The sequence below is a fragment of the Paenibacillus taichungensis genome (assembly GCF_050994985.1).
Lineage (GTDB): Bacteria > Bacillota > Bacilli > Paenibacillales > Paenibacillaceae > Paenibacillus > Paenibacillus taichungensis.
The window spans coordinates 2,604,472-2,627,751 of sequence record NZ_CP194720.1 but is presented as its reverse complement, the minus strand read 5'-3'; the positions used below and the strand labels follow the sequence as shown (position 1 = coordinate 2,627,751).

The window sequence follows — 23,280 nt, the reverse complement described above, 5'->3', positions numbered from 1 at the left end:
TGTCATAGCTGATTCATACATTGTAGAGATATCGTGAAAGATTAGTAAATTAATTTGTCACACTGAAACTATACGTTAATAGAGTCAACTCAACTGTCTCATACCGTATCGCCAAAACGGCGGGGTATGGGGCTTTTTTTTGTGCGAGCAGTTCGTGTGTTATGAAAAAAATGCTGATATTTAAGGTTATATTTGGGTCTCTAATAAGTAATATATCTATCCATTTGAGCGGAGCCGGGGTTGCGGTCAGGGCAAATATGACATATATTTGGGGGTGTGACATGCCATCAGACATAGGAGAGGGGATGTATCATGAACACACCATTACATACCAATCAACATCACCAAAATTCGAATTTCGGTTTTGCGTTGGCTGACTCAGCCGTACTTGCCGAGGCGAAGCTAATCCTTTCACATCCAGAAGACACAAACGAATTTCAATTGGACATTGATCCACAGCGCCTTTTGAAGGATGGACGCAAAGTATCGGTTGTTGCGCGGCATATGGATACACCGCCGGATCGGCAAGATACAATTATCATATATGGGGAGGAGTTGGGATTTGCACAATATACAGTTGATCTGCGACCAGACAGTACATGCTCACTCACTCTCATTGAAGGAATAGATCATCCGATCGTATTGGATTTGGGAGAATTTGCAGAAGGGGAGTACGAGCTGCGAATTTCACTGCACGTGAAAACACCCCGCATCGCAGAAGGACCACTGGAGCCCGAGCAGCACGCCATGGTGAAATATGCTCAGGTTGTAACTGTAGCGATATGTCTGTTTCCAGCCGAAGCTGTGCAGATGAACGCTGTACCCGAGAAGGTATGGACACGGGATAATCATGTGTTTGACTCCTACGGCAGTGGTGGCTTTATTCTCGCAGATTTGCCTCGTATGGCGAAACGTGTAGAAGATCTGATCGGTTCTGGAAACCATAATCTGATTGAACAATTCAGTGAGGGTGACCTTTCGGACACCTTGCTGGAGGAAGGTCTCATGGCGATTGCCTGGGGAGTAACACCATGGTGTTATTCGATATATTCGGCTCCGGATGAACATTCGAGAACTTTACTTTCGGTAGACAAGCTGGGTGATGAACCTCAGACTACGGGAATATACCGTGTGCATCCTGGAATTAAACAATTAAGTATCGTGCCGGTAAACGAATTGGCCTACTGGCCATCTTGTGCAGAGAAAGCATGGCCTGTAATTGATGTTGCGGGTGAAGGTGAGACGCTGCGTATGGACTTGTATGTTCAGGTCTGTGAATCAGTGAATGGACTGCACGAAAATCCACTACCTTCATTTGTACTCACCCGCAGTGAGGGACAACCCGAAGCGATCATTCCACTAATCGATGTTGTAATTGTAGATTAATAAATAGAAGTGTGGTGACGAACACAGATGATGACCGAAGAAATTCAGGAGCAATACGCCGATGAGCTTGAAGCTTTTCATATATGGATGAAAGATGCGGGCTACACGGGACATACGGTAAAATCATACACAGGTGACGTTGCTGAATTTCTCGTCTCTATTCATGGAAAGTCACTGGAGCAGGTCAAAAAACTTCATGTGTTATCCTTCTTGTCCCGAGCTCGAGAAAGAGGGGTCAGTGACTCGACACGAAATCGGAAACACGCAGCGGTGAACTGTTTTTATAAGTCATTGATTGAGCTTGAATTGGTGACCAATAACCCAGCTTTCGGAATCAAAAAATCCAAAACCGAGCAAAATCGGGCCCCCGTCTTCCTTGATGAAAGCGGTTTGGAACGATTTTTGCAATCGGTTGAGGGTAAGTACCGTACACGAAACCTGGCTATTTTTCTACTCATGGGATACATGGGATTGCGGGTCGGAGAGGTGCATGCCTTGAACTGCAAAGATTATAATGCGGAACGGCGCTCACTGGATGTATTCGGTAAGGGCCGGAAATGGCGTACATTGCCTGTGCCTGAGACCGTTGCCGAACTGTTATCCCAGGCTCTTCAGGAGCGGCTGGATCCATGGCGGGCGAAAGAAGAGGCATTATTCGTCTCGCAAAAGGGGAAACGATTGTCGATACGCAGTATTCAGCTTATATCAACCGAAACTTTTGAACGCTTTCAGCAGGAATCATCCTCCAATCAGCGTGTGAACTATTCCAGTCATAAACTGCGTCACTCATTTGCGACCATGATGCTTAGACGCGGAGCAGATCTGCGAACGGTTCAGGAGCTGTTGGGTCACTCCTCCATTCAAACCACCACAGTGTACACCCACGTAACCAGCCGCGAGAAGGAAGAAGCGATGGCCTTGCTGGATGTCAAACTTCCTGCGTTTGCGGCTGATATGTAAGAGAAAAGCTTCGTTTATATAATAGAAGAAAGTAATGATAGAGAAGCCTGTCTACGTGACAGGTTTTTTTGTGATTTTATGGTAGAGGAGTATTAATACATTTAATGGAAATATGAGAGGTGATCAGAAACAATAAAATAATTAAGCTGTATATGTAAACGGAATAATTATTATGTTAACTTAAATTCGAAATCAATGTATACTTTTCTTTTCCATATGAAATAGGGTGATATACTAGCCAGAGATTGACCTTCAATTGAAACTTAAAGATATACAATAGTGTAAGCTATGCTAGCTCAGTTTGGAGGCTACTATTAATACTTATTTATAATAAGACCAAAGGACCACTCGCATCCTCATAACGAAGATACAGGTGATCCTCTAGTTATACAATCTTAACGATATTGCTCATGATAAAATAACGTGATTAGTCAAACGCCCGATTTGGATTTACTCCAGTCCGGCAATCTGTTCCTTCAATTTGTTGGCAGAGGCTTGGAAAGCGACTTTCTCTGTCTCATTCAAAGGAAGTGGAAGAATCTCGCGCACACCGTTGCGATCAACTACACATGGAACACCCAGATATACATCGGATACGCCATTGTAATCTTCCAGCAATGTGGAAACGTTCAGTACGGAGCCTTCATTGCCCAGAATGGCAGCCACAATACGGTCCAAAGCCAGCGCAATTGCATAGGAAGTGGCTCCTTTGGCATTAATAATCTCATAAGCCGCATTTTTGGTCCGATCAAAGATATCCTGTTGTGTTTCTTCATCCAGATCCAGATTCGTTCCAGCAACGTTGGCGAGGCTCCACACCGGTACTTCGGAATCGCCATGCTCCCCGATAATATGAGCGTGAATACTGCGTGGATCAATTCCTTTGTTTTTACCAATAAGGTAACGGAAACGTGCGCTGTCCAGCAACGTACCAGAACCAATCACGCGCGAAGCGGGCCAACCGCTTTGTTTCCAAGAAGTATAGGACAAAATATCTACAGGATTCGTTGCAATCAAAAGAATACCATGGGAATTAACTTCAGTAATACGTTCAATGATCTCTTTGAAAATGCTTGCATTTTTCTTCAGCAAATCAATGCGAGTCTCTCCTGGTTTTTGGGAAGCACCCGCAGTAATAATAATGATGTCTGCGTCTTTGCAGTCGGAGTAATCGCCTGCCCATACTTTAACGCCCCCAGTAAATGGGAGACCGTGATTCATATCCAGCATTTCGCCGGTAGCCTTATCATGATTCACATCCACAAATACCAACTCGGACGAACGCTGTCTTAACATCAGCGTGTATCCCGTTGTTGTTCCCACCGCACCCATGCCTACAATAACGACACGACTTGGTTTGAGCGCTGCACTGTTTACCATTTTCATATCCTCTCCTTTTTGGGGTATACTTCCATCCATATTAAGGGATAAGCGTTCGAAAAGCGAGCCATGTCTATAAACTTTTTCACATTTCATGTCTTTTTGCAGAAGATTTCGTCGAAAACCTGGTTTATGTTTTAAAGAAGAAACAGATGCAGCAAAAAGATCGCTGTCTGCTTCCAGAGAGTGGAGATGAACCTTTTCGACATCGTTTGTGGTAGAATAGGAGCAGTGGATTCAGATGAATCGTAAAAACAACATGAATGGACAGGCATGCGCGCCTGCTTATTGGATGAGAGAGGTGGAAACCACTTGCGTTCGCAATGGATCAAAATAGCGCAGACAGCATTGCTGTCTATCGGTATAGCTGCTCTGCTGGCGGCTTGCACCGATTCGGGAGAGACCCCGGTGGCAGAACCGCCGCAGGAGCAAGAAGATAACGGGAATATGGGCCAGACTTTAACCGTTGTTCCCCCCGCAAACAGTACACAAGCTGCGGATACAGCCAAATATCAAATTCAGACCCGTTTAACCGATTTTCAGCTGCTTAACGGTAACGGTGGATTAGCATGGGGAGTGACGCGGAACGCCCTGCGTTTGTATTATACTCAGGATCAGGGAAGTACCTGGACCAATATCTCACCTTCGGAAAATGTTCAGTTTCCGGCTAATCCGCAATATGGACAAAGCATTTATTTTGTAGATAGTACACATGGATGGATCGTTCGTGAAGGAATGGGCGGAACAGATACGATGGTGCTGCGCACGAACAACGGAGGAGCTAGCTGGAGCCTGTCCTCTTTGTCCAAAACGGATAAGGTGACGGCCATCACATTTGTTTCTCCTGAAAAAGGCTGGATACTGACAACAGTGGATACTTCCATTGGCAAGCAAGACAAGAAACTGTATCTTACCGAAGATGGCGGTATTACCTGGAATCAGATGACCTCCAGTGATGAGGACGGCAAACCAGCATCTGCAGAGATCCCCACACGGGGTTATTCAACTGGGATGACTTTCTCGGACTCGGATCACGGGTTCTTGACCGCTCTAGAGTTCGGTACGCCGAAATTGTACGTTACAACGGACGGGGGCCAGCATTGGAAGGCGGGTCAGTCATTCTTTGACCGAAACAAATTTAACGGGTGTGGTAATTTTAACATCAGCTCGCCACAATTTTTTGGACGGGAAGCTAAAACAGCTTGGATGTCGATATCCTGTTCTCAGGGGGAGAGCACCAAATTCAACGGATTTTTCACAACCAATGGTGGAGAGAGTTGGCAGTTATCAACGTTTAGTCTGAATAAACAAACCGGAATCAATCGCGGTCTGACTCCCACATTTCTGAATTCTTTGGAAGGCTGGGTCATGCAGAAAGGCAAGACTTATTACACCAAAGATGCCGGCAAGACTTGGAAAGCACTTCCTACAAGTGAAGTATTGGAAAACATTCTTAAAGAGTACCCTGAGATCGTCAAGCTCCAAATGGTTTCTTCAAAACTAGGCTGGATTTTGGTCGAAAATACAGATGCCAAAAGATCACTGTTGCTGCAAACCGTAGACGGCGGTGTGCGTTGGAAAGTACTATAATTGTGGTTGAATAGAACGTGTTTAGAAGAGGAACCTCCGGGTTTCTTTTCATTTTAATTACTTTGTGAATTAAATCACAATAAATCCCTTCAAATGATGTTATATTGAATTCAAGAAGAGATGGGAGTGATGAACATGAGAACGAATGAACAAGCTCAATTCACGCAGGCGGACGAGTTAACCAGATATATGCTCCAATTATGCTACACATGTGATGATGCCAACCGTTGCACTACTGAGGAAGAAGTCAAAGCCTGCATGGCGAAGTACGCACAGGCAGATGAGCCTGAGCAGACGGATGGTGGAGAAGTAACACGCGGATATATGGATCTGATGTACGCTTAAAGTGTAGAAAACAAAAAAGGCGCTGACAGCATAACGCTATCAGCGTTTTTTTGTTTGTGTTTTAGTACCCCTAATGAGCTAACCTACCATGTCAGTAGCCTTTCTTTGTTGGAAATAGATTAATAATAGTTGTTTTGTCCATACCTCCATCTAACTACACACGTACATTAAACTATATTTATAGGGAGATGTCTTGATTGAGTTGTCCAGATGAGAAAATGGTCCCCAAGGCTTACAGGCGATCCAAGGAATACTAGGTGTAGAGGGCATTCCAGGATCATAAGGTCCAGCGGGAGCAGTAGGCCCTCAAGGCGAAGCAAGACCATGCAGGCCGATAGGCGTCTGGAGTAACGGGAGTAGAGCTGGCGTAGCAGGTTCAACGGATCCGACTGGTGTTACTGGCGCTACAGGTGCAGTCGGAGGTTTTTCCCTTCGACATATTGGATTTGGATCCGAATAACAAGTTCCGTGTTAACGTGCATATATATTACAGGAGACGGGTCAAGACTCCGGCTGTCCTAGGTTTGATGAACGGAGGGGAGAGACATGGGCATTGAATCATCCTGGATGTTTGATTTTTTTGGAACCGTCTTTCCGGTAGTATTTGTCCTGATTATAGGTATTGTTCTTCTGTCGGTAGGGAAAGAAGTGTGGAGATGGGGGCGTAATAACTCAGAGCCTCTGCTTACTGTACCTTCACGTATTACCAGCAGAAGAATACAGATGAGTCAGTCGCACTCCGAACCAGGAAGTACAGCCCGTACGCTTTATTACATCACTTTTGAAGTGGAGAGCGGGGATCGTCTCGAATTCAAAGTGAATGGTGATGAGTACGGTTTGTGCGCCGAGGGAGATGAAGGTCGACTCTCTTTCAAGGGAACGCGTTATGTAGGCTTTGAACGCTACAATCGTTTGTATTCAGAGCGTGTACGCGGATAAACCGGCTGGCTTGCGCCATAGTGGCGTAAGCTTTTTTTAATTTCTTTTACGGACAAGCGTTTCTTAATGGGGCTAACGGGTTTCTATATAAGAAGAGACTTTATTCAATTTATGGTCCATATTCGGTGAGTTGATGTAGACTTATATGATGAATGGACCATCCCAATAGAGGAGGAAATGATGATGTCATTTACAGATCAAGTCGTGGTTGTGACGGGAGCAGCCAAAGGAATCGGTCGAAGTGTTGCTGAGGCCTATGCGGTTGCAGGGGCTAAAGTCGTACTTGCAGACTATGAGGAAGCGGAAGGGGCTGCTGCTGCTGCTTCGATTCGCAATGAAGGCGGAGAAGCCATCTTTGTCCAATGCGATGTACGTCAAGAGAAGGATATAACGAACCTCATTCAAACGACAATGGAAGAATTCAAACAAATTGATGTGCTCATAAACAATGCGGGTGTCTCCAGATGGAAATCTCCCTATGAGCTAACGCTGGAAGAGTGGGACGATATACTCAATACCAATGTGCGAAGTTGCTTTCTCGCAAGCCGGGAAGCGGCCAAACATATGAAGCACAACGAAAATGGTGGAGCGATTGTAAACATGGCCTCAACACGTGCGTTTATGTCAGAGCCAGAAACAGAGGCCTATGCTGCATCCAAGGGAGCTATCGTGGCGTTGACACATGCGATGGCGGTCTCCTTGGGTAAGGACAAAATTCGGGTCAATTGTATCAGTCCGGGATGGATTGAGACAGGCAATGTTGAAAAATTGAAGCTAGAGGACCATGAACAGCACCCAGCAGGACGTGTAGGTGTTCCTTCGGATATCTCCCGTGCTTGTTTGTATTTGTCCGATCCGAGCAATACCTTTGTCACAGGGACCAACCTGATTATTGATGGGGGCATGACCCGAAAAATGATATATGAGGACTAGTACCGGGATTTCTCCGGTCAATTGTAAACTTTTGAAAACATAGCAGAAATAAGCCCAAGTTAAGCACTTGGGCTTATTTGTTTTTGGTAACTCGGTTGCTATAATAAATGTGATTTTACCACAGTACAGGAATGGAGGGAGAATATGTTCGGGAACTCATCCCGGAAAGTGTTTTGGCTATTACTGCTGATTGGAGGGATTATAATGACAGGCTTTGAATCTACTGCTGAAGCTGACGCAGATATACGAGCAGCCTGGGTATGGCAGGCCAAGTCTGTCAGTGATGGAGGAAATGAGCTGCTGGACAATGCGGCTAAACATAAGATTAACAGACTTTATGTGAATGTGGATATGAATCTGTCAGAAGAGGTCTATCATACGTTTATATCCAAAGCCAGCAAGGCAGGAATCGCAGTTGAAGCTCTTGGCGGAGATCCTTCATGGGCAGTGAGTGGTCGTGAAGGTCCAATGCTCAAACTGGCGTCCTGGGTGAGCAATTATAACCTGGCTGCAAAGCCGGAAGAGCGTTTTGACGCCATTCACCTGGATATCAAACCGTATGTATTGCCACAGTGGAATGAAGATGCCAAGCCGCTCGTCCAGTCCTGGGTTGTTAATATGAAGCTCTTGCTGGAACAGGTGAAACAGAATGGGGCGGTTGAAGTGAATGTCGACTTGCCTTTTTGGCTGGATTCATACACGGTGACAGGTAGCAGAACTACTGACGATGCGGATAACGAGTCGTTGTCACACTGGTTTATCGGACAATTTGATAATATTACACTGCTCGCTTACCGTGACAGCGCGCAAGGAAACAATGGCATTATACGTTTGGTAGAACAAGAAATGATATGGGCTGACGCCAGAAGTGGTTCGATTACCGTTGGCGTAAATACCAAGCCGATGCCTGGGGAAGAGTTCACGACTTTTGCTGGCAAAGGTGCGGCGCAATTGGAGAGTGTCTTAAGTGAAGTGGCATCTGCATTCACAGATCATGCTTCCTATGCAGGTTCGGCTGTGCATGACATCGTGTACTGGGGGCAGCTGGAGCCAGGGGAAGTACCATTACCAGAGAATCCATCCAATCAACCTGAAATCCGAGGAACCTATATCTGGCAGGCTTCTCAGGTTACGAATGACGGTGGAGATCACATTCTGGAGTTCGCCAAAGCGCAAAACATTAATTGGTTATACGTCCGGCTTGATTTGGATCAACCGTACTCCAGTTATCGCAGTTTTGTGAAACGTGCTCAGGCTCAAGGTATTGAGGTTCATGCGATGGGCGGTCATCCAATTTGGGGTAAAAAGGAAAATCGGCCACGGATACAGCGCTTGATCGATTACGTGAAAAATTATAATGCCGAATCCGAACCGGATGAACGTTTTAAGGGAATCCATCTGGATATTGAACCGTACACCTTACCTGAATGGGAAAATGATCGGGATACGCTGCTGACCGAATGGGCTGCCAATATTGCTTATTTCCATGAAGAGACGAAAAAGGACAGTGATCTGGAAACGAGTGCTGATCTGGCTGTTTGGCTCGATACGTTCCCGTTACCGGGAAGAGACATGACTGTCAGTGAATACATGATCTCAACACTGGACCACATATCTCTAATGGCATTCCGCAACATTGCTGAAGGCTCCAATGGAATTGCCGACGTCGTCAGTCAGGAAATGAAAATTGCGGATCGTTTGGGTAAACCACTCCTGATCTCGGTGGAGATGAAAGAGAATTTTGAAGGTAAACATATTTCATTTTATGATAAGGGAGCAGCGGAGATGGAACGCCAGCTGGCACTGCTTCCAGATCTGTTAAGTGAGTATAAAGCCTACAAAGGCAATATCGTCCATGCTTACGATTACTGGATTCAAGCCAAGCCCTGAATAGGCAGGTTATATAGGAAATGTTATGTCTCGGGACTTCACTTAGGGTGAGGTTCCGGTTTTTTTTTATGGTAAAAAAATAAAATCGTGTCACCGAATGGGCATCTGCACAATACGATATACGGTGATGAAGAGGTTCAACAAGGGAGGAAACAGGATATGGCTGTTATTAAAGCCAACTCGGAAGACGTCAAGCTGCTCGCTAGACTGATGAGAGCGGAGGCTGAAGGTGACGGCGAACAAGGCATGCTGCTTGTAGGCAATGTGGGTGTAAACCGGGTGCTCGGCGATTGCTTGGATTTCGGTGATATTCGGGACATTAATCGAATGGTGTTTCAGAATCCGGGTGGCTTCGAGTCTACGCAAAAAGGGTACTTCTACCAACGGGCAAGATCATCGGAAATACGCTTGGCACAGCGTGTCATTAACGGCGAACGCTTCTGGCCAGCCAGCAACTCCCTGTGGTTTTTCCGTCCGGTGGGGGAATGTCCACCAACCTGGTATAACCAGCAAAATACAGGCCGTTTCAAGGCGCATTGTTTCTTCAGTCCGACAGGCGAAGACTGTCCAACCGTATATTAAATTTTGGGAGGAATCATTATGATTAACCAGCCGTATCAACCGACACAAGTTATGGGCCAACAGGCCAATTCGCAAGTCCAAGGAACATCATATAAAATCGGTAACGGTATGCCAATGATGTCCCCAACACCAGGCATGGTTTCACCTAGTTCCACAAGCGTACCTCCGCTCGTATCAAGCGGTGCTCCAATGACACCTACGGGTGGAGTGGTAACCACTACTGCGCCACAGTTTGAACAATCCTACATTGAAAATATTTTACGGCTTAACCTGGGGAAATGTGGAACATTCTACATGACATACGAAGGCAACAAAGAATGGAATGCCCGCATTTTCCAAGGCATTCTGGAAGCTGCTGGTCGTGACCATATCATCATCAGTGACCCGAACAGCGGAAAACGGATCATGCTTCTGATGGTCAATTTCGACTATGCTACATTCGATGAGCCGTTGTTGTATCAATATCCAGGTGTGATCGGGAACTATCCGCAACAACCGAGCAGACGTTAATCTGTAGAGAAAAAAGAACATAATTATAATACGGTAATACTCAGGCTGTCTCGCATGCGTTTATAATTACGCAAACGGGGCAGCTTTTCCTATATTATGATATAAAGCATAAACAAATAAAAAATTAAAGCATAAGCAGAAGTAACCTTTTCCTCCAATCAGGGCACTTAAAGATAAATACATCAAGCAGCAAGCGCACAGGAAGGAGCAAAACATATTGAAGACATGGATCGATGGAGCACTCCAGGGGCAAGCCGAGGCTTATGAGCAACTGGTGACGCAATTTAGCGGGATGGCACTGGCTGTTGCTTATCAAAAATTAGGGGATACGTTCCTGGCCGAAGATGTGGTACAAGAGGCATTCACGGAGGCCTTTGCAAATTTGTCCAAACTGGACAACCCTGATGCTTTTCCCGGATGGTTCAAAGTCATCGTGGAGAGACAGTGTTACCGTCTAATGAGGCGTAAGCAGCATGGCACCGTCCCGGTCCTGGAGATTGAGGATGTAATTCAGGAAGAGAATCTGGCTCATAATCCTGAAGAACAGGCTTTGAAAGGAGAGGTGCATCGCCTCCTGCGAGATTCGATTTCCAATTTGCCAACTTCCATGCAGCTTGCTGTTGAACTGTTTTATTTTCAGGGCTACTCGCTCAAGGAAATGTCGGAATTTCTCGGGGTTAATGTTCCGGCTCTGAAGAAACGGTTGTATGATGCCAGATCCAGGCTCAGACGTTCATTGCCTGTGGCGGATGTGATTTCAGTATTTAGTGATCTATACGAAGGAGGAAAAGGAATGCTTCACATTATGAATGGTGACCATGCGGCAGATCGATTAAGACAAAGCGGGATTCAAGGTGAAATTTTGGTCTGGCGAGAGCTTTATACATTTGGACCGATAACAAGAAATATGAGGAATGAGAAGGATCGAAGTGAACGAGCACAATATTTGGAGCATCACTTGGGTATTCCACAGACTGAATACTTGAAAATCAAGGAACTTGAGCAGACACTAAAGTCATTCCATCAGCACGAAGAGATCGTCCTGTGGTTTGAGTATGACCTCTATGATCAGGCAATGCTATCGTATTTGCTGCACTATTTCAGGGAACAGGACCTGAAGAATACAAAGCTGAATCTGTTATGCATCGATAACTATCCAGACATAGAACATTTTCGGGGACTTGGGCAACTCACACCCTCACAGATTGGACGTTTATCAGGTACCTGGCACGTGATGGGGGTGGAGGAAATCCAGGCTGGCAGCGAGTTTTGGGCAGCGTATGCATCATCTGACATTCAGGATCACAGGGACTACTTGCTAAAAAATACATCGGTGCTCCCTTTTGCACATGCTGCATTCAAGGTCCACCTGTCCCGTCTGCCTTCTGTATCGAACGGACTGGGCATAATTGAGCAATCGACACTGGAGGCTATAAGAGAGGGCGTGAATAGTCCTTATCCATTGTTCAAGCATGTTGGAGACCAATTGCATATCTTGGGAATGGGTGATCTGGAGTACTGGGCTCATCTGAATAGAATGACAGAGGAACCACATGCTTTACTTCAATTAAGCGGTGTACAAGCTTTTCCTAACTTCCAGCAGCATCATGATGAATTTCGTCACGCTGTCTTGTCTTTGACCGAACTCGGTATTCAGGTGCTGAATGGAGAAGTAGACTGGGCACTATTAAGACATGATACTTCTTATACTTCCTGGATTGGTGGTCTTCAGATAGGCGAAGAGGAAGACACGCCTTGGCGCTGGGACACCGTTAATGGGAACGTAGTGATCCTATAGAGAATGCGATGGCATCAGAAATAAAATAAAAGCAGTAGAGGGGTAATTGCTTAGCTAACGTGCCAGCTAATCCTCATCATCCATAAAATCATGAAAAAAGAGTATCCTGCCATGCCTGAGCATGAGCTAGGATACTCTTTTTGTTAGTTCAACCTTTATTCTACTTGGCCGCATCCAACTTCAATGCAGTTACCATCTTACGGAACACATCCGTATTATCGAGATAGCCGGAGAACAGGTGGGACCCTGGTCCCGAGGCGTTGATTGGCACATCGTCGAATGTGTGGACTTCCTGGCCTTCATCATGAGGCAGGTTACCCGTGTAGTGAACACCGTCCGGGTCTTTGTCCGGGTTAGCGATATACCATGCCTTGTCTTTGACGTTAGGGTCCTGGATGGTAGGACTGATTGGCACCGGATTAGCGAGATAATCCTCATTGTTATCCGGCATATTGCCCCAGCCAACAGCGATCTTCCACTCGGAATCCGGATTGTCCGGGAATCCATCACCGTTTGCATCCACATACGTCGGGAACTTGGAATCAGCATATGTGCCGATCAATTCACGGAGTTCGTCACCCGATTTACCTTTGGCGGCTTCCGTGTTATACGTTCCGTTTAGAGTAAGGGAATGACCGTGGTCGGATGTGACGATAACGAGCGTATCCGGGTGTTTCTTCGCATATTCCTTAACCTGACCAACCGTTTGATCGAATTCAATTGCATCCCATACGGAGCGTTCAAAATCCATCGTGTGAGCCTGTTTATCAATCGATGCACCTTCGACCATCAGGAAAAATCCGTTTTTGTTCTGTTCCAGCACTTGAAGGGCTGTGTCAGTCATTTCCATCAACGTTGGCTGATCGGTATCCTTGCCCACAATTTCTGCATTGTTAGGCTGAGTATACTCCCGGTCATAATATACGTTCATGTTGCCTTTGCGGAATAATCCAAGCAATGATTTGGTAGAGGCAGACTTGTCCAGATTTGTTGCATCTGTCACGTAGGTATATCCTTCTTTTTTGAACTCCTCCACAATATTACGTCCATCTTTGCGTTTTCCGCCGTCAGCTGCTGGAAGGAACCACTCCAGACCACCGCCAAGAATAACATCCGGTCGATTGGCTTCATTCAGATACATGCTCGCAATCGCTTCTTGCTCCCCGCGCTTACGAGTATGTACAGCCATTGCAGCAGGTGTCGCATCTGTCACATCCGCAGTCGTTACAAGGCCGGTAGCCATGCCACGTGTCCGCTTCACCAGCTCAACGATGTTTTCCACCTTCGGATCGTCAAAAGGGTCTGGTGTATTGTCCGGGTAGACACCCTCGGCATTGACGGCCGTTTTGTGACCAGTTGCATAAGCGGAAGCACTATTGGCTGAATCGGTGACGATCGAATCCATTCCAGAGGTGGTGACCATGCCCATGGCATCCATTTGTTCCATCTCCAGCCAACCCTTGAATTTGCCTTCGTTAATACCCTTGGATACAACACGAGCGGCGGTGCGAATATTGGCACTCATGCCATCGCCAATCATTAGAACGACATTTTTGGCTTGCTCACCGTTTGTCAGTGTCGCCGTGTCTTTGGAAGGATCGAACACTTGGTATACGACCCGTGAATATGTACGCTTGCCTGTAGCCGTCGTCTCGGCGGTTACCACAATGGAATCACTCTCTTTGAAGGCAACATCCCGTATGGTGTATTCTGTGCTCAGTTCGGTGCTGCTTGTCCACGTTCCGGACTTGCCGAAGTATTTGTCCGGTGACAAGCCATTAACCTGGATTTTAATGTCTTGCGATTTTAACTTGGCACCGTTCAATTCAACTCGGAAATCGAGCTTCTGGCCTGCCAGAATCTGAGCGCGGTCAATAGGTAAAATGGTAAATGCGGCCGGGGCCGTCTGTTGCTGGGCAGATACGGGTTCAGCATTGACCTGCCAAGGCACGGCTGTAATTGCAACAGCCGCGCTAAGTAGTAGAGCATTCCATTTCATAGCATGATGGCTTTTCATGAACATACCTCCGAGATCAATTTGTTGTTCTATTTGGAAGTATATAGCTGAATGATTAACTGAGCGTAAGAGAAAAGTTAAACCGTAAGCAAGAAGATGCATATATTTGTTAGTAAAACGTAAAAAAAACTGCGCATTCGGTACATTTGTTAACGAAATAGCCTGTATGCATCATTTCGTTGTCATAGGACACGGATTGACTGTGTAGTGTAGAATTATATAATAAAAGAAGCATATCCTTGTTATTCGACAGAAGAAGGTGGAGGTGAATGCATTGGGAAGTTGAAACTGCATATGAGCGGCAGAATGGCAAATATCCTACATTTTCGAAGGAGGTGGACCTATTTGCCGAAGAATGACGGCGAATAGGAAGATAATTTGAGTGACCCCTTACCGAGTATATTAAATTTATTTTTAATTGCTTTGCTTGTATTGATGAATGGTTTCTTTGTCTCGGCAGAATTCGCGATGGTCAAAGTTCGTGGCAGCCGGATTGAAGCTTTAGTGGAAACAGGTAATAAAAATGCGATTTATGCTTCTAATATTGTACGCAACCTGGATGCTTATCTGTCTGCGTGCCAGTTGGGCATAACGCTTGCTTCACTTGGACTCGGTTGGCTAGGAGAGCCAGCGATTGCTCACCTGTTAGAGCCCATGTTTACTGCATTTGGAATGGGTCCGGTATACGTACACGGTATTTCCATTGCCATTGCTTTTGTTATTATTACGATTTTGCATATTGTACTCGGGGAACTTGCTCCCAAGACGATGGCTATCCGCAACTCAGAGACGATCACGTTATGGTCTGCGGCGCTACTTACGTTCTTTTACAAATTAATGTATCCCTTTATATGGGCATTGAATGGTATGGCGAACAGCCTGCTGAGAGTGTTTCGCATGGCACCGGCCTCGGAGCATGACTCAGCGCATAGTGAAGATGAAATACGCATTCTGATGAAAGAAAGCAATAAGAGCGGTTTAATTGATAATACTGAATTGGCGCTTGTTGATAATATATTTGATTTTACGGCAACAACCGCCCGTGAAATTATGATTCCGCGGACGGAAATGATCTGCCTGAATGCCAATCAGTCCATGCTGGAAAATCTGGAAATTGCCAGTGAGAGCATGCGTACCCGTTATCCGGTTTATAACGGTGACAAAGACCATATTATCGGTTTTATTCACATTAAAGACCTGATGCGATCTCAGCTTACAGATACCATCTCGGTAATTCGGCCGATTCTCGCAGTACCCGATTCCACTCCGATCAGTGACCTGCTCAAGCGGATGCAGCGTAGCAAGACACAGATTGCCATCCTGATTGATGAGTACGGAGGAACCTCCGGCCTTGTAACGCTTGAAGACATCATGGAAGAGATCGTGGGCGAGATTCAAGATGAATTTGACCAGGAGCGTCCGGTGATTGAGAAAGTGGATGAGATGGAATACTCTATTGACGGGCTCATGCTGATTGAAGAGGTTAGTGAGCGCTTTGGCCTGGATATGGACCGGGCAGATTATGATACGATTGGCGGCTGGTTATACTCCAGAGTAGAGACCATCCCACCCGAAGTAGGGCAGTCGGTAGAGTATGATGGATATGTCTTTGTCATTCAAGAGACCGAACATAAGCGGATTTCGCGTGTGAATGTGATTAAGCTGGATCTGATGGTTGAAGGCGAAGGCGCCTAATCCAAAGTATTATTTATGGAGACAGGAGATTCCAGTCTATAGAGAGGCCGTACGGTGGATTATTCCATTGTGCGGCTTTTTGTTTATCCTATAATCGTAGCATGCACGGCTGCAAACAGGGTATAATGGAACGACTTTGCAAGATAGGAGAGGTTGAGATTGAGCTATCGCATTGAGGTTGGATTTACGCCTGTATTTGAATTCATGGCCAGTTTGCATACATATATTTGCCGGAAATCGCATAAAAAGATTGATTTATCCATAGCCTGGGCGCAAGAAACAGAAGGGCAGCTAACACCTGAGCTTGCTGCTGTCTTGCAAAATATGAACGTGGATGATGATTGGAAATGGATGTATCTGCTTGTCTGTTTGCAAGTGGAAGCTGAGGAGCCAGAGGATTTTATTGAATGGTTTAGCCAACGAACAGTGCCTGATCTTCATGACATTTTTAGTCGGTACAGTTTCCCTTATACGGATGATATCGCTGCTTTCCAGACCAAGATGACCTATGTCTTAACCGGCTGGAATGAGCAATATTTTCGTTTGCTTGATCCCGCCATCTTGCAGCATCTGCGCCAGGAGGTTCTGAACCGCAAGGAACAGTTAAATCAATCTCCCCAGAAAGAGGTACTCGACGATGCGACCAACGGGTTGATGTTCCGGGACATGAAGGGGCTGGATAGACTACTGCTTGTGCCACAATTTCATTTTCAACCGCTAAATGTCATCCTGCATTTTGGGGATACTCTGCTGTGCCATTATTCCTCCAGATTGTATATGGGAGATCACGAATATATTCCGACCCATCATTTGCGTGTGATTCGCAGCTTGGGAGAGAAGAACCGACTGAAAATCATGCGTTTTCTGCATCAGGGACCACGTTCGTTCATAGAAATTGTTCGTCACTTGAAGCTCTCCAAAGGAATTACTCATGACCATCTTTCCAAGCTTCGTGGAGCAGGGTTGGTCTATGCGCATTTTGAAGGAGAGAGCCTGGTTGAGTATTCACTTCGTCTTCATGCACTGGAGCAAATTTTACCGAATGTCATGAATTATTTGGAGCAATAACGTTTATCAAAATGTGGTTTTTAGAAAAAAAGTATTCCTCTGATACAGCCGTATGTTTGTTGTGGTCGAACTGAAATTTATTCAGTAAATCCGCGCAAAACATACGGCTATTTTATCGCTTTAAAGTGGATATTAATGGGTTTAATATAAATATTTTTTTGTGGTTCTCTATTTACAGAACCAAATGCGGTTCTTATAATAGGGCTTATCGAACTTATACCTTACTAATTTCATAGGAATTATATATATTCTGGATTATTTCGGGAATTAGGAATGGCTGAGCGAGAAAAATATGGATCATTTATGAATTGGGGAGGATTTTATGAGAGTGAAAGGTTTATCCGTGGCATCGTTAATCATCAGTAGTGCGATTGTGTTATCGGCATGTGCTGGAGGTGGGGGAGCAGAGACCACTATTGCTGGAAGCGGGACAACAAATTCGGGCACACAAGCGACTCCGGTTTCAGCAGCACTGGATGCACCCTTTCAGGCAACGGACCTGAATCAATTACCTGAGACGGCAAAAAAACGAACGGATACGGTGATTGTGGGACTTACGGATCCCAGTGGGGCTTTCACACCGTACTTCCATCAGAGTGGATATGATGGCAACGTTGCTTCATTGCTATTTGCTTCACTTGTGACCGTAGATGAGAAAGGATTGCCTGTTCCTGATCTTGCTGAAAGCTGGGATGTGTCAGACGATCAGCGTACATACACGTTTCATCTGAGAAAAGATTCCAAGTTCAGTGACGGCTCCGCGCTCACCGCAGATGATATTGCTTTTACATGGACCATTCTGCATGACAAGTCGTATGACGGTGGATTCGATATTTTCTCCACCAAGGTGAAAGGCGGTAAAGCGTATACCGAAGGAAAGGCAGATCACATCGAGGGTATTAAGGTCATTGATCCGTTAACGATCTCGGCCACGCTGGAACAACCCAACGCAACTGCTCTGCTTACATTGGGCTCAGAGGTGTTATCCAAAGCCTACTACGGCAAAGACTATCAATTCGGCAAGCTTGAATACATTAAAAATCTTCATGCAACACCTGTAGGCAATGGTCCTTATAAACTCGAAAAGTTCATTCCGGGTCAGGAAGTTCGATTCGTTGCCAACGAATTCTACTACAAGGGCAAACCGAAAACCGAGCACTTCATATATAAAACATCGGAAGGAGACACCTGGCAGTTTATTGAGACCGGAGAGATCGACTTCACTTCGTTCACGGCTACCCAGGAGAATATCGATAAGCTGAAAAATATCCCATACCTTAACCTTCTGCCTTACACACCAAGTACATACGGATATTTACAGCTTAATCTGGAGCATGAACAGCTTCAGGAAAAAGAAGTGCGTCAAGCCATCACCTATGGCCTGGATCGTCAGTCCATCTATGTGGACGCCAACCAAGGGGCAGGGGCTGTTGCCAACATCCCGACTTCACCTATTTCCTGGTCATATACGGAAGAAGGTATTAATCCATATGCCTATGATCCGGACAAAGCCAATCAATTGCTAGATGATGCAGGATGGGTGCCTGGAGCCGATGGCATCCGTGAGAAAAACGGAAAGAAATTGTCCCTGCATTTCCTCGGAACGAAGAGTCCGGCCACGGATATCTTCATTGCGGTGGCCAAAGAAAACTTTGAAGCGATTGGCGTGCAGTTCCAGCCGGAAGTCTTCGCTGATTTCAACTCGCTTGTTTCCAAAGTGGAGGGCGGCGATTACGATGTAGCTTCCTTCTCTACACCGATGTTAACGGATCCTTCGGACGGTGTACTGCAATTTGTGGATGGTGAGCTGAAGGGCTACGACAATCCCAAAGTGAAAGAGCTGTACAACAAAGGTCTGGCTACGACAGACATTGAGGAGCGTAAGACAGTATACAAAGAGCTGTACCAGTTGCTCAACGATGAGCTGCCTGTCATTTTCACCAGTTACAAAAAAACAGTCTACGCCTATAACGGTCGGATCGATGGACTCTCTGTCAGTCCATACCGCGGGATTGCAACCAGCTTGCCGGAATGGTCTCTGAAATAAGCGGTGGTATGAATCAAGAAACATCAATACCGAAATAAACAAAACGTCCCTTGTGTTTGCGATGTCGCAGATGCAGGGGACGCATTGATAAGGAGCCTGATATGAGCACTTACATTGTGAAACGGATGACATATATGGTTCTTATTTTGCTGGCCGCTTCCGTTCTGATCTTCAGTCTGTATGCACTTACCCCTGGCGACTACATCTCCAGCAACATTAAGCTGAGTCCTGAGCGCAAGGCCGAACTGCGAGAATTATATGGACTGGACAAGCCCGTTATCGAACGATATCTCATCTGGATGAAAAATGCTGTACACGGGGACTTCGGATATTCATTGGCACAACAAAAGCCAGTGCTCTCGCTGTTCAACGAATATATCTGGAATTCATTCCTGTTAGCTGCGGTGACCACATTCCTGACCTGGTTTATCGCGGTTATTATCGGTGTGATCGCTGCCTATAAGCAGTACTCGTGGTTCGATACCTTCGTGATGATAGGCATATTTGCAGCCATGTCCGTGCCATCTTTCTTTATCGGATTGTTTTTGATCAAACTGCTGGCGGTTGACCTAAAATGGTTGCCTCCAGGCGGCATGATGACTACAGGAAGTAATGCTACCGGTCTGGCCTATGTCAAAGAGGTGATTCAACACATGACCTTGCCTGTAATTGTTATGACTCTTCTTGGGGTAGGCTCACTTACCCGTTACTTCCGCAGCAACATGATTGATGTGATCAAGCAGGATTATATTCGCACAGCACGAGCCAAAGGTTTAAAAGAAAGCAAAGTGTTATACACCCATGCCTTGCGCAATGCTCTGTTGCCTGCGATAACACTAATTGGATTCGAGCTGCCGTCCTTATTCGGTGGTTCACTTATTATTGAGAAAATATTCAGCTGGCCGGGTATCGGCCAGTTATATATGCAGTCCTTTTCGCTACGGGATTATCCGCTGCTGATGGGCTTTACCATGTTTATCGCCATTCTGACCGTCATTGGAACGCTGCTGTCTGATGTGCTCTATCACATCGCAGATCCGCGTGTCCGTTTGCAATAAGGGGGCTATGAACATGACAATCTCTTCATCGTCTGTAACGAGAAATGCCGCAGAAGCTGCCTTACCTTCAAAGGTTCCGGCCAAGTCTTCTTTATGGAAATTGTCGATCCGAAGACTGCTCAAGAACAAACTTGCTGTTGGCGGATTCATCGTGGTTTTGTTGATGTTTGTTGCTTGTTTCATTGGACCGCTGTTCTCACCATATACCGATAACAAGATCAATATGACAGCGATGAAACAAGGTCCCGGCATTCATCACTGGCTTGGTACGGATGCGCTTGGTAGGGATGTGCTTACCCGTGTGCTGATGGCTGGTCGTATCTCGCTCACTGTTGGTTTGGCTTCCATGGTTCTATCCGTATTTATCGGCTCCTTGCTTGGAGCCATCGCCGGATATTATCGTGGCATTGTTGATCAGGTCATTATGCGGATTGCCGACTTGCTGCTTACGATCCCTGGATTGCCGCTGCTGTTCATTTTCGGCGCGTTGTTATCGGATTGGAAGGTTCCTCCGGATTCCAGAATGTATATCGTCATGTTGATGCTCAGCTTTGTCAACTGGCCCGGTATGGCCCGAATGGTACGGGGACAGATGTTAAGCTTGCGAGAACGTGAGTTCATGCAGGCTGCTATTGTTCTTGGCTTGCGTGACCGTCGCAAACTGTTTCACCATCTTCTGCCCAATATCGTTCCGCTTCTCATCGTCATGGCGACTCTGAATATCGGAGGGTCCATTCTCAGCGAATCGGTACTTAGCTTTTTTGGACTGGGTGTCATGCCCCCAACGCCTACATGGGGCAATATGATCGATGCAGCCAACAACATGATTGATTTTCAACAGCATCCGTGGTTATGGATTCCGCCAGGGCTGTCCATTTTCGTGACCGTTATTGCGATTAACATTTTTGGTGATGGTCTTCGAGACGTATTAGATCCCAAACAGAAGAGAAGGTGAGCACGCCTCATGCAAAATATGATTGAAATTGAACAACTTGAAACTCATTTTTACTCAGAAGAAGGAAATGTCAAAGCCGTGGACGGCGTAAGCCTGAATGTACGTGAAGGGGAGACGGTGTGCATCGTTGGTGAATCAGGCTGTGGAAAAAGTGTAACCGCCATGTCGATTATGGGTTTGATCGAGGAACCGGCAGGTAAGGTGGTTGGCGGTGCGATCCGGTTTGGTGGACGGGATCTGCTCCGTGAAAGTAAATCCTCACTGCGCGCCATCCGGGGCAATGACATCTCCATGATTTTTCAGGAACCGATGTCCTCTCTGAATCCCGTGTTGAAGATCGGTGAGCAATTAATGGAGCCGCTGATAGTACACTTGAAAATGAGTAAAAAGCAGGCTCGTGCCAGAGCGGTTGAGCTGATTGCCGAAGTTGGCATTTCACGTCCCGAACAGATTGCAAACAGCTATCCGCATGAGCTGAGTGGAGGTATGCTGCAGCGCATTATGATTGCCATTGCCATCTCATGTAACCCGAAACTGTTAATCGCGGATGAACCAACTACCGCACTGGATGTGACCATTCAAGCGCAGATATTGGATATGTTACAACACATCAAGTCCCAATCAGGAACCTCCATTCTGATGATTACGCATGACCTTGGCGTTGTAGCCGAAATGGCGGATTATGTCGTTGTAATGTATGCAGGCAAAGTGGTGGAAGAGGGGGAAGTGGTGCAATTATTTGAATCTCCCAAACATCCATATACCCAAGGATTACTACGCTCCAAGCCAATTATCAATCAACGGCAGGATGAATTGTATTCGATACCCGGACATGTACCTGATCCACTGTCCTTAAAAGATTCCTGTCATTTTGCTGATCGTTGTGAGCACTGTATGTCGATATGCACCAAGCAAATGCCGACGCTGAAGCAGCTTGGACCCGGACAGAAGGCTGCATGCTTTCTGTATGAGGAGGCATTGAGTCATGTCTGAACCTCTATTGGAAATTGAACATCTCAAAACCTATTTTCCAGTTCGCAATGGCTTATTGAATCGTACAGTAGCCCATGTGAAAGCGGTCGATGATATCAGCATCACGATCCATGAAGGCGAGACGTTTGGATTAGTGGGTGAATCCGGAAGTGGCAAGAGCACCGTTGGAAGAACGATCGTGCGATTAACGGAAAAAACGGAAGGACAGATTCGTTTTCAAGGTGTTGACTTGCATCAGTTATCTATGCAGGAAGTGCGGAAGATCCGTCCGCAGCTTCAACTTATTTTCCAGGACCCCTACAGTTCACTGAACCCGCGCATTCGCATTGGTGATGCGATCGGGGAGGCTGTATTGGATCACGGGTTGGCTACCGCAAGCGAGGTTCGTGATCTCGTCAAAGAGGTACTCGGAGCCTGCGGATTGTCATCTTATCATATTGATCGTTTTCCCCATGAGTTCTCTGGTGGACAGCGACAACGGATTGGGATTGCGCGAGCTTTGATCTTAAATCCGAAACTGATTATCGCAGATGAACCGGTATCAGCACTGGACGTGTCTATTCAGGCTCAGATTATTAACCTGTTCAGACGGCTTCAGCAAGAGCGTGGCCTTGCTTACTTGTTTATTTCGCATGATCTGAGTGTGGTGGAACATCTGTGTGACCGTATTGGAGTGATGTATCTGGGCTCCATGGTCGAGACGGCCTTCAGAGATGAGTTGTTCGGCAATCCACTGCATCCGTATACGAAAGCCCTGCTATCAGCTGTACCTGTACCGATTCCCAAATTGAAACGGGAACGAATTGTGCTTAAAGGGGATATCCCCAGTCCGGTGAATCCGCCAACTGGATGCAAGTTCCATACACGTTGTCCATGGGCAGAAGATATCTGCAAGCAGCAAATTCCAGCGTATCGGAACGTTGGAGCGGATCATTTTGTAGCCTGTCATTTGGTTTGAAGCATGTGAGAGTAATTTCATATCAACGGTATCTTATGGATACGTAATGGAATTATTTAGGTTTCATCCATTCTGTATGTGTTCATTCGAAGAAGTATCAAAGTACCAAAAGACGCTGCCGACATGTAAGTCGGAGCGTCTTTTATTTTTTTGAAACCTTCTAACCACTACATCCG

19 protein-coding genes are annotated in these 23,280 nt (G+C 46.0%); 17 read left to right on the top strand and 2 right to left on the bottom strand.

Going from position 1 to position 23,280, the window contains the following annotated elements; translation table 11 throughout:
- Positions 1-312 precede the first annotated feature (312 nt).
- Positions 313-1,386, top strand: coding sequence for a hypothetical protein (locus ACR1R9_RS11835; protein ID WP_175382874.1), 1,074 nt, complete (start codon positions 313-315; stop codon positions 1,384-1,386).
- 27 nt (positions 1,387-1,413) lie between these two features.
- Entirely contained in the window at positions 1,414-2,346 is a 933-nt protein-coding gene (locus ACR1R9_RS11830; RefSeq protein ID WP_433923627.1) for a tyrosine-type recombinase/integrase, read from the top strand.
- Positions 2,347-2,796: 450 nt separating this feature from the next.
- On the opposite strand, the gene ACR1R9_RS11825 is transcribed toward ACR1R9_RS11830, so the two are convergent.
- Positions 2,797-3,726: an L-lactate dehydrogenase gene (locus ACR1R9_RS11825; RefSeq protein ID WP_063564963.1), complete on the bottom strand. Its 930-nt coding sequence runs from the start codon at positions 3,724-3,726 to the stop codon at positions 2,797-2,799.
- Between the two features lie 312 nt (positions 3,727-4,038).
- Between ACR1R9_RS11825 and ACR1R9_RS11820 the strand changes: the two genes are divergently transcribed.
- From ACR1R9_RS11820 to ACR1R9_RS11785, 8 genes are all read left to right on the top strand, one after another.
- Entirely contained in the window at positions 4,039-5,316 is a 1,278-nt protein-coding gene (locus ACR1R9_RS11820) for a VPS10 domain-containing protein (protein ID WP_433923628.1), read from the top strand.
- A gap of 135 nt (positions 5,317-5,451) precedes the next feature.
- Positions 5,452-5,661: a hypothetical protein gene (locus tag ACR1R9_RS11815; RefSeq protein ID WP_024632043.1), complete on the top strand. Its 210-nt coding sequence runs from the start codon at positions 5,452-5,454 to the stop codon at positions 5,659-5,661.
- Positions 5,662-6,207: 546 nt separating this feature from the next.
- The gene (locus ACR1R9_RS11810; RefSeq protein WP_024632039.1) at positions 6,208-6,600 is read left to right on the top strand and encodes a DUF2500 domain-containing protein; all 393 of its coding nucleotides are present in this window, start codon (positions 6,208-6,210) and stop codon (positions 6,598-6,600) included.
- Positions 6,601-6,783: 183 nt separating this feature from the next.
- Positions 6,784-7,533 carry an SDR family NAD(P)-dependent oxidoreductase gene (locus ACR1R9_RS11805; protein ID WP_433923725.1) on the top strand — a complete coding sequence of 250 codons (750 nt, stop codon included), beginning with the start codon at positions 6,784-6,786 and terminating at the stop codon, positions 7,531-7,533.
- Positions 7,534-7,737: 204 nt separating this feature from the next.
- Entirely contained in the window at positions 7,738-9,423 is a 1,686-nt protein-coding gene (locus ACR1R9_RS11800) for a hypothetical protein (RefSeq protein ID WP_433948954.1), read from the top strand.
- Positions 9,424-9,582: 159 nt separating this feature from the next.
- A complete protein-coding gene (locus tag ACR1R9_RS11795) occupies positions 9,583-10,005 on the top strand; it encodes a cell wall hydrolase (protein WP_076288615.1) in 423 nt (140 codons plus the stop codon).
- An 18-nt stretch (positions 10,006-10,023) separates the two neighbouring features.
- Positions 10,024-10,515 carry a spore coat protein GerQ gene (gerQ, locus tag ACR1R9_RS11790; RefSeq protein WP_375165293.1) on the top strand — a complete coding sequence of 164 codons (492 nt, stop codon included), beginning with the start codon at positions 10,024-10,026 and terminating at the stop codon, positions 10,513-10,515.
- Between the two features lie 217 nt (positions 10,516-10,732).
- Positions 10,733-12,313: a sigma-70 family RNA polymerase sigma factor gene (locus ACR1R9_RS11785; RefSeq protein ID WP_433923630.1), complete on the top strand. Its 1,581-nt coding sequence runs from the start codon at positions 10,733-10,735 to the stop codon at positions 12,311-12,313.
- A gap of 160 nt (positions 12,314-12,473) precedes the next feature.
- On the opposite strand, the gene ACR1R9_RS11780 is transcribed toward ACR1R9_RS11785, so the two are convergent.
- Positions 12,474-14,330 (bottom strand): alkaline phosphatase, encoded by a 1,857-nt coding sequence (locus ACR1R9_RS11780; RefSeq protein WP_433923631.1) that lies wholly within the window; start codon positions 14,328-14,330, stop codon positions 12,474-12,476.
- 378 nt (positions 14,331-14,708) lie between these two features.
- Between ACR1R9_RS11780 and ACR1R9_RS11775 the strand changes: the two genes are divergently transcribed.
- The 7 genes from ACR1R9_RS11775 (at position 14,709) to ACR1R9_RS11745 (ending at position 23,104) form a co-directional block, all read left to right on the top strand.
- Entirely contained in the window at positions 14,709-16,025 is a 1,317-nt protein-coding gene (locus ACR1R9_RS11775) for a hemolysin family protein (RefSeq protein WP_433923632.1), read from the top strand.
- 159 nt (positions 16,026-16,184) lie between these two features.
- The gene (locus ACR1R9_RS11770) at positions 16,185-17,093 is read left to right on the top strand and encodes an ArsR/SmtB family transcription factor (RefSeq protein WP_433923633.1); all 909 of its coding nucleotides are present in this window, start codon (positions 16,185-16,187) and stop codon (positions 17,091-17,093) included.
- 322 nt (positions 17,094-17,415) lie between these two features.
- Positions 17,416-19,140: an ABC transporter substrate-binding protein gene (locus tag ACR1R9_RS11765; RefSeq protein ID WP_433923634.1), complete on the top strand. Its 1,725-nt coding sequence runs from the start codon at positions 17,416-17,418 to the stop codon at positions 19,138-19,140.
- Between the two features lie 101 nt (positions 19,141-19,241).
- The gene (locus ACR1R9_RS11760) at positions 19,242-20,198 is read left to right on the top strand and encodes an ABC transporter permease (RefSeq protein ID WP_063563946.1); all 957 of its coding nucleotides are present in this window, start codon (positions 19,242-19,244) and stop codon (positions 20,196-20,198) included.
- 13 nt (positions 20,199-20,211) lie between these two features.
- Positions 20,212-21,153, top strand: coding sequence for an oligopeptide ABC transporter permease (opp4C, locus tag ACR1R9_RS11755; RefSeq protein WP_076288622.1), 942 nt, complete (start codon positions 20,212-20,214; stop codon positions 21,151-21,153).
- Positions 21,154-21,162: 9 nt separating this feature from the next.
- Entirely contained in the window at positions 21,163-22,146 is a 984-nt protein-coding gene (locus ACR1R9_RS11750) for an ABC transporter ATP-binding protein (RefSeq protein ID WP_433923635.1), read from the top strand.
- Positions 22,139-23,104, top strand: a complete 966-nt coding sequence (locus tag ACR1R9_RS11745; protein WP_433923636.1) for an ABC transporter ATP-binding protein — start codon at positions 22,139-22,141, stop codon at positions 23,102-23,104. Before ACR1R9_RS11750 ends, ACR1R9_RS11745 begins: the two co-directional genes overlap by 8 nt.
- Positions 23,105-23,280 lie beyond the last annotated feature (176 nt).

What these genes read in the sequence shown, in the direction of transcription:
- ACR1R9_RS11835 (WP_175382874.1), top strand. Translation starts at nt 313, where the DNA reads ATGAACACACCATTACATACCAATCAACATCACCAAAATTCGAATTTC.
- ACR1R9_RS11830 (WP_433923627.1), top strand. Translation starts at nt 1,414, where the DNA reads ATGATGACCGAAGAAATTCAGGAGCAATACGCCGATGAGCTTGAAGCT.
- ACR1R9_RS11825 (WP_063564963.1), bottom strand. Translation starts at nt 3,726, where the DNA reads ATGGTAAACAGTGCAGCGCTCAAACCAAGTCGTGTCGTTATTGTAGGC.
- ACR1R9_RS11815 (WP_024632043.1), top strand. Translation starts at nt 5,452, where the DNA reads ATGAGAACGAATGAACAAGCTCAATTCACGCAGGCGGACGAGTTAACC.
- ACR1R9_RS11810 (WP_024632039.1), top strand. Translation starts at nt 6,208, where the DNA reads ATGGGCATTGAATCATCCTGGATGTTTGATTTTTTTGGAACCGTCTTT.
- ACR1R9_RS11805 (WP_433923725.1), top strand. Translation starts at nt 6,784, where the DNA reads ATGTCATTTACAGATCAAGTCGTGGTTGTGACGGGAGCAGCCAAAGGA.
- ACR1R9_RS11800 (WP_433948954.1), top strand. Translation starts at nt 7,738, where the DNA reads ATGACAGGCTTTGAATCTACTGCTGAAGCTGACGCAGATATACGAGCA.
- ACR1R9_RS11795 (WP_076288615.1), top strand. Translation starts at nt 9,583, where the DNA reads ATGGCTGTTATTAAAGCCAACTCGGAAGACGTCAAGCTGCTCGCTAGA.
- gerQ (WP_375165293.1), top strand. Translation starts at nt 10,024, where the DNA reads ATGATTAACCAGCCGTATCAACCGACACAAGTTATGGGCCAACAGGCC.
- ACR1R9_RS11780 (WP_433923631.1), bottom strand. Translation starts at nt 14,330, where the DNA reads ATGAAAAGCCATCATGCTATGAAATGGAATGCTCTACTACTTAGCGCG.
- ACR1R9_RS11765 (WP_433923634.1), top strand. Translation starts at nt 17,416, where the DNA reads ATGAGAGTGAAAGGTTTATCCGTGGCATCGTTAATCATCAGTAGTGCG.
- ACR1R9_RS11760 (WP_063563946.1), top strand. Translation starts at nt 19,242, where the DNA reads ATGAGCACTTACATTGTGAAACGGATGACATATATGGTTCTTATTTTG.
- opp4C (WP_076288622.1), top strand. Translation starts at nt 20,212, where the DNA reads ATGACAATCTCTTCATCGTCTGTAACGAGAAATGCCGCAGAAGCTGCC.
- ACR1R9_RS11750 (WP_433923635.1), top strand. Translation starts at nt 21,163, where the DNA reads ATGCAAAATATGATTGAAATTGAACAACTTGAAACTCATTTTTACTCA.
- ACR1R9_RS11745 (WP_433923636.1), top strand. Translation starts at nt 22,139, where the DNA reads ATGTCTGAACCTCTATTGGAAATTGAACATCTCAAAACCTATTTTCCA.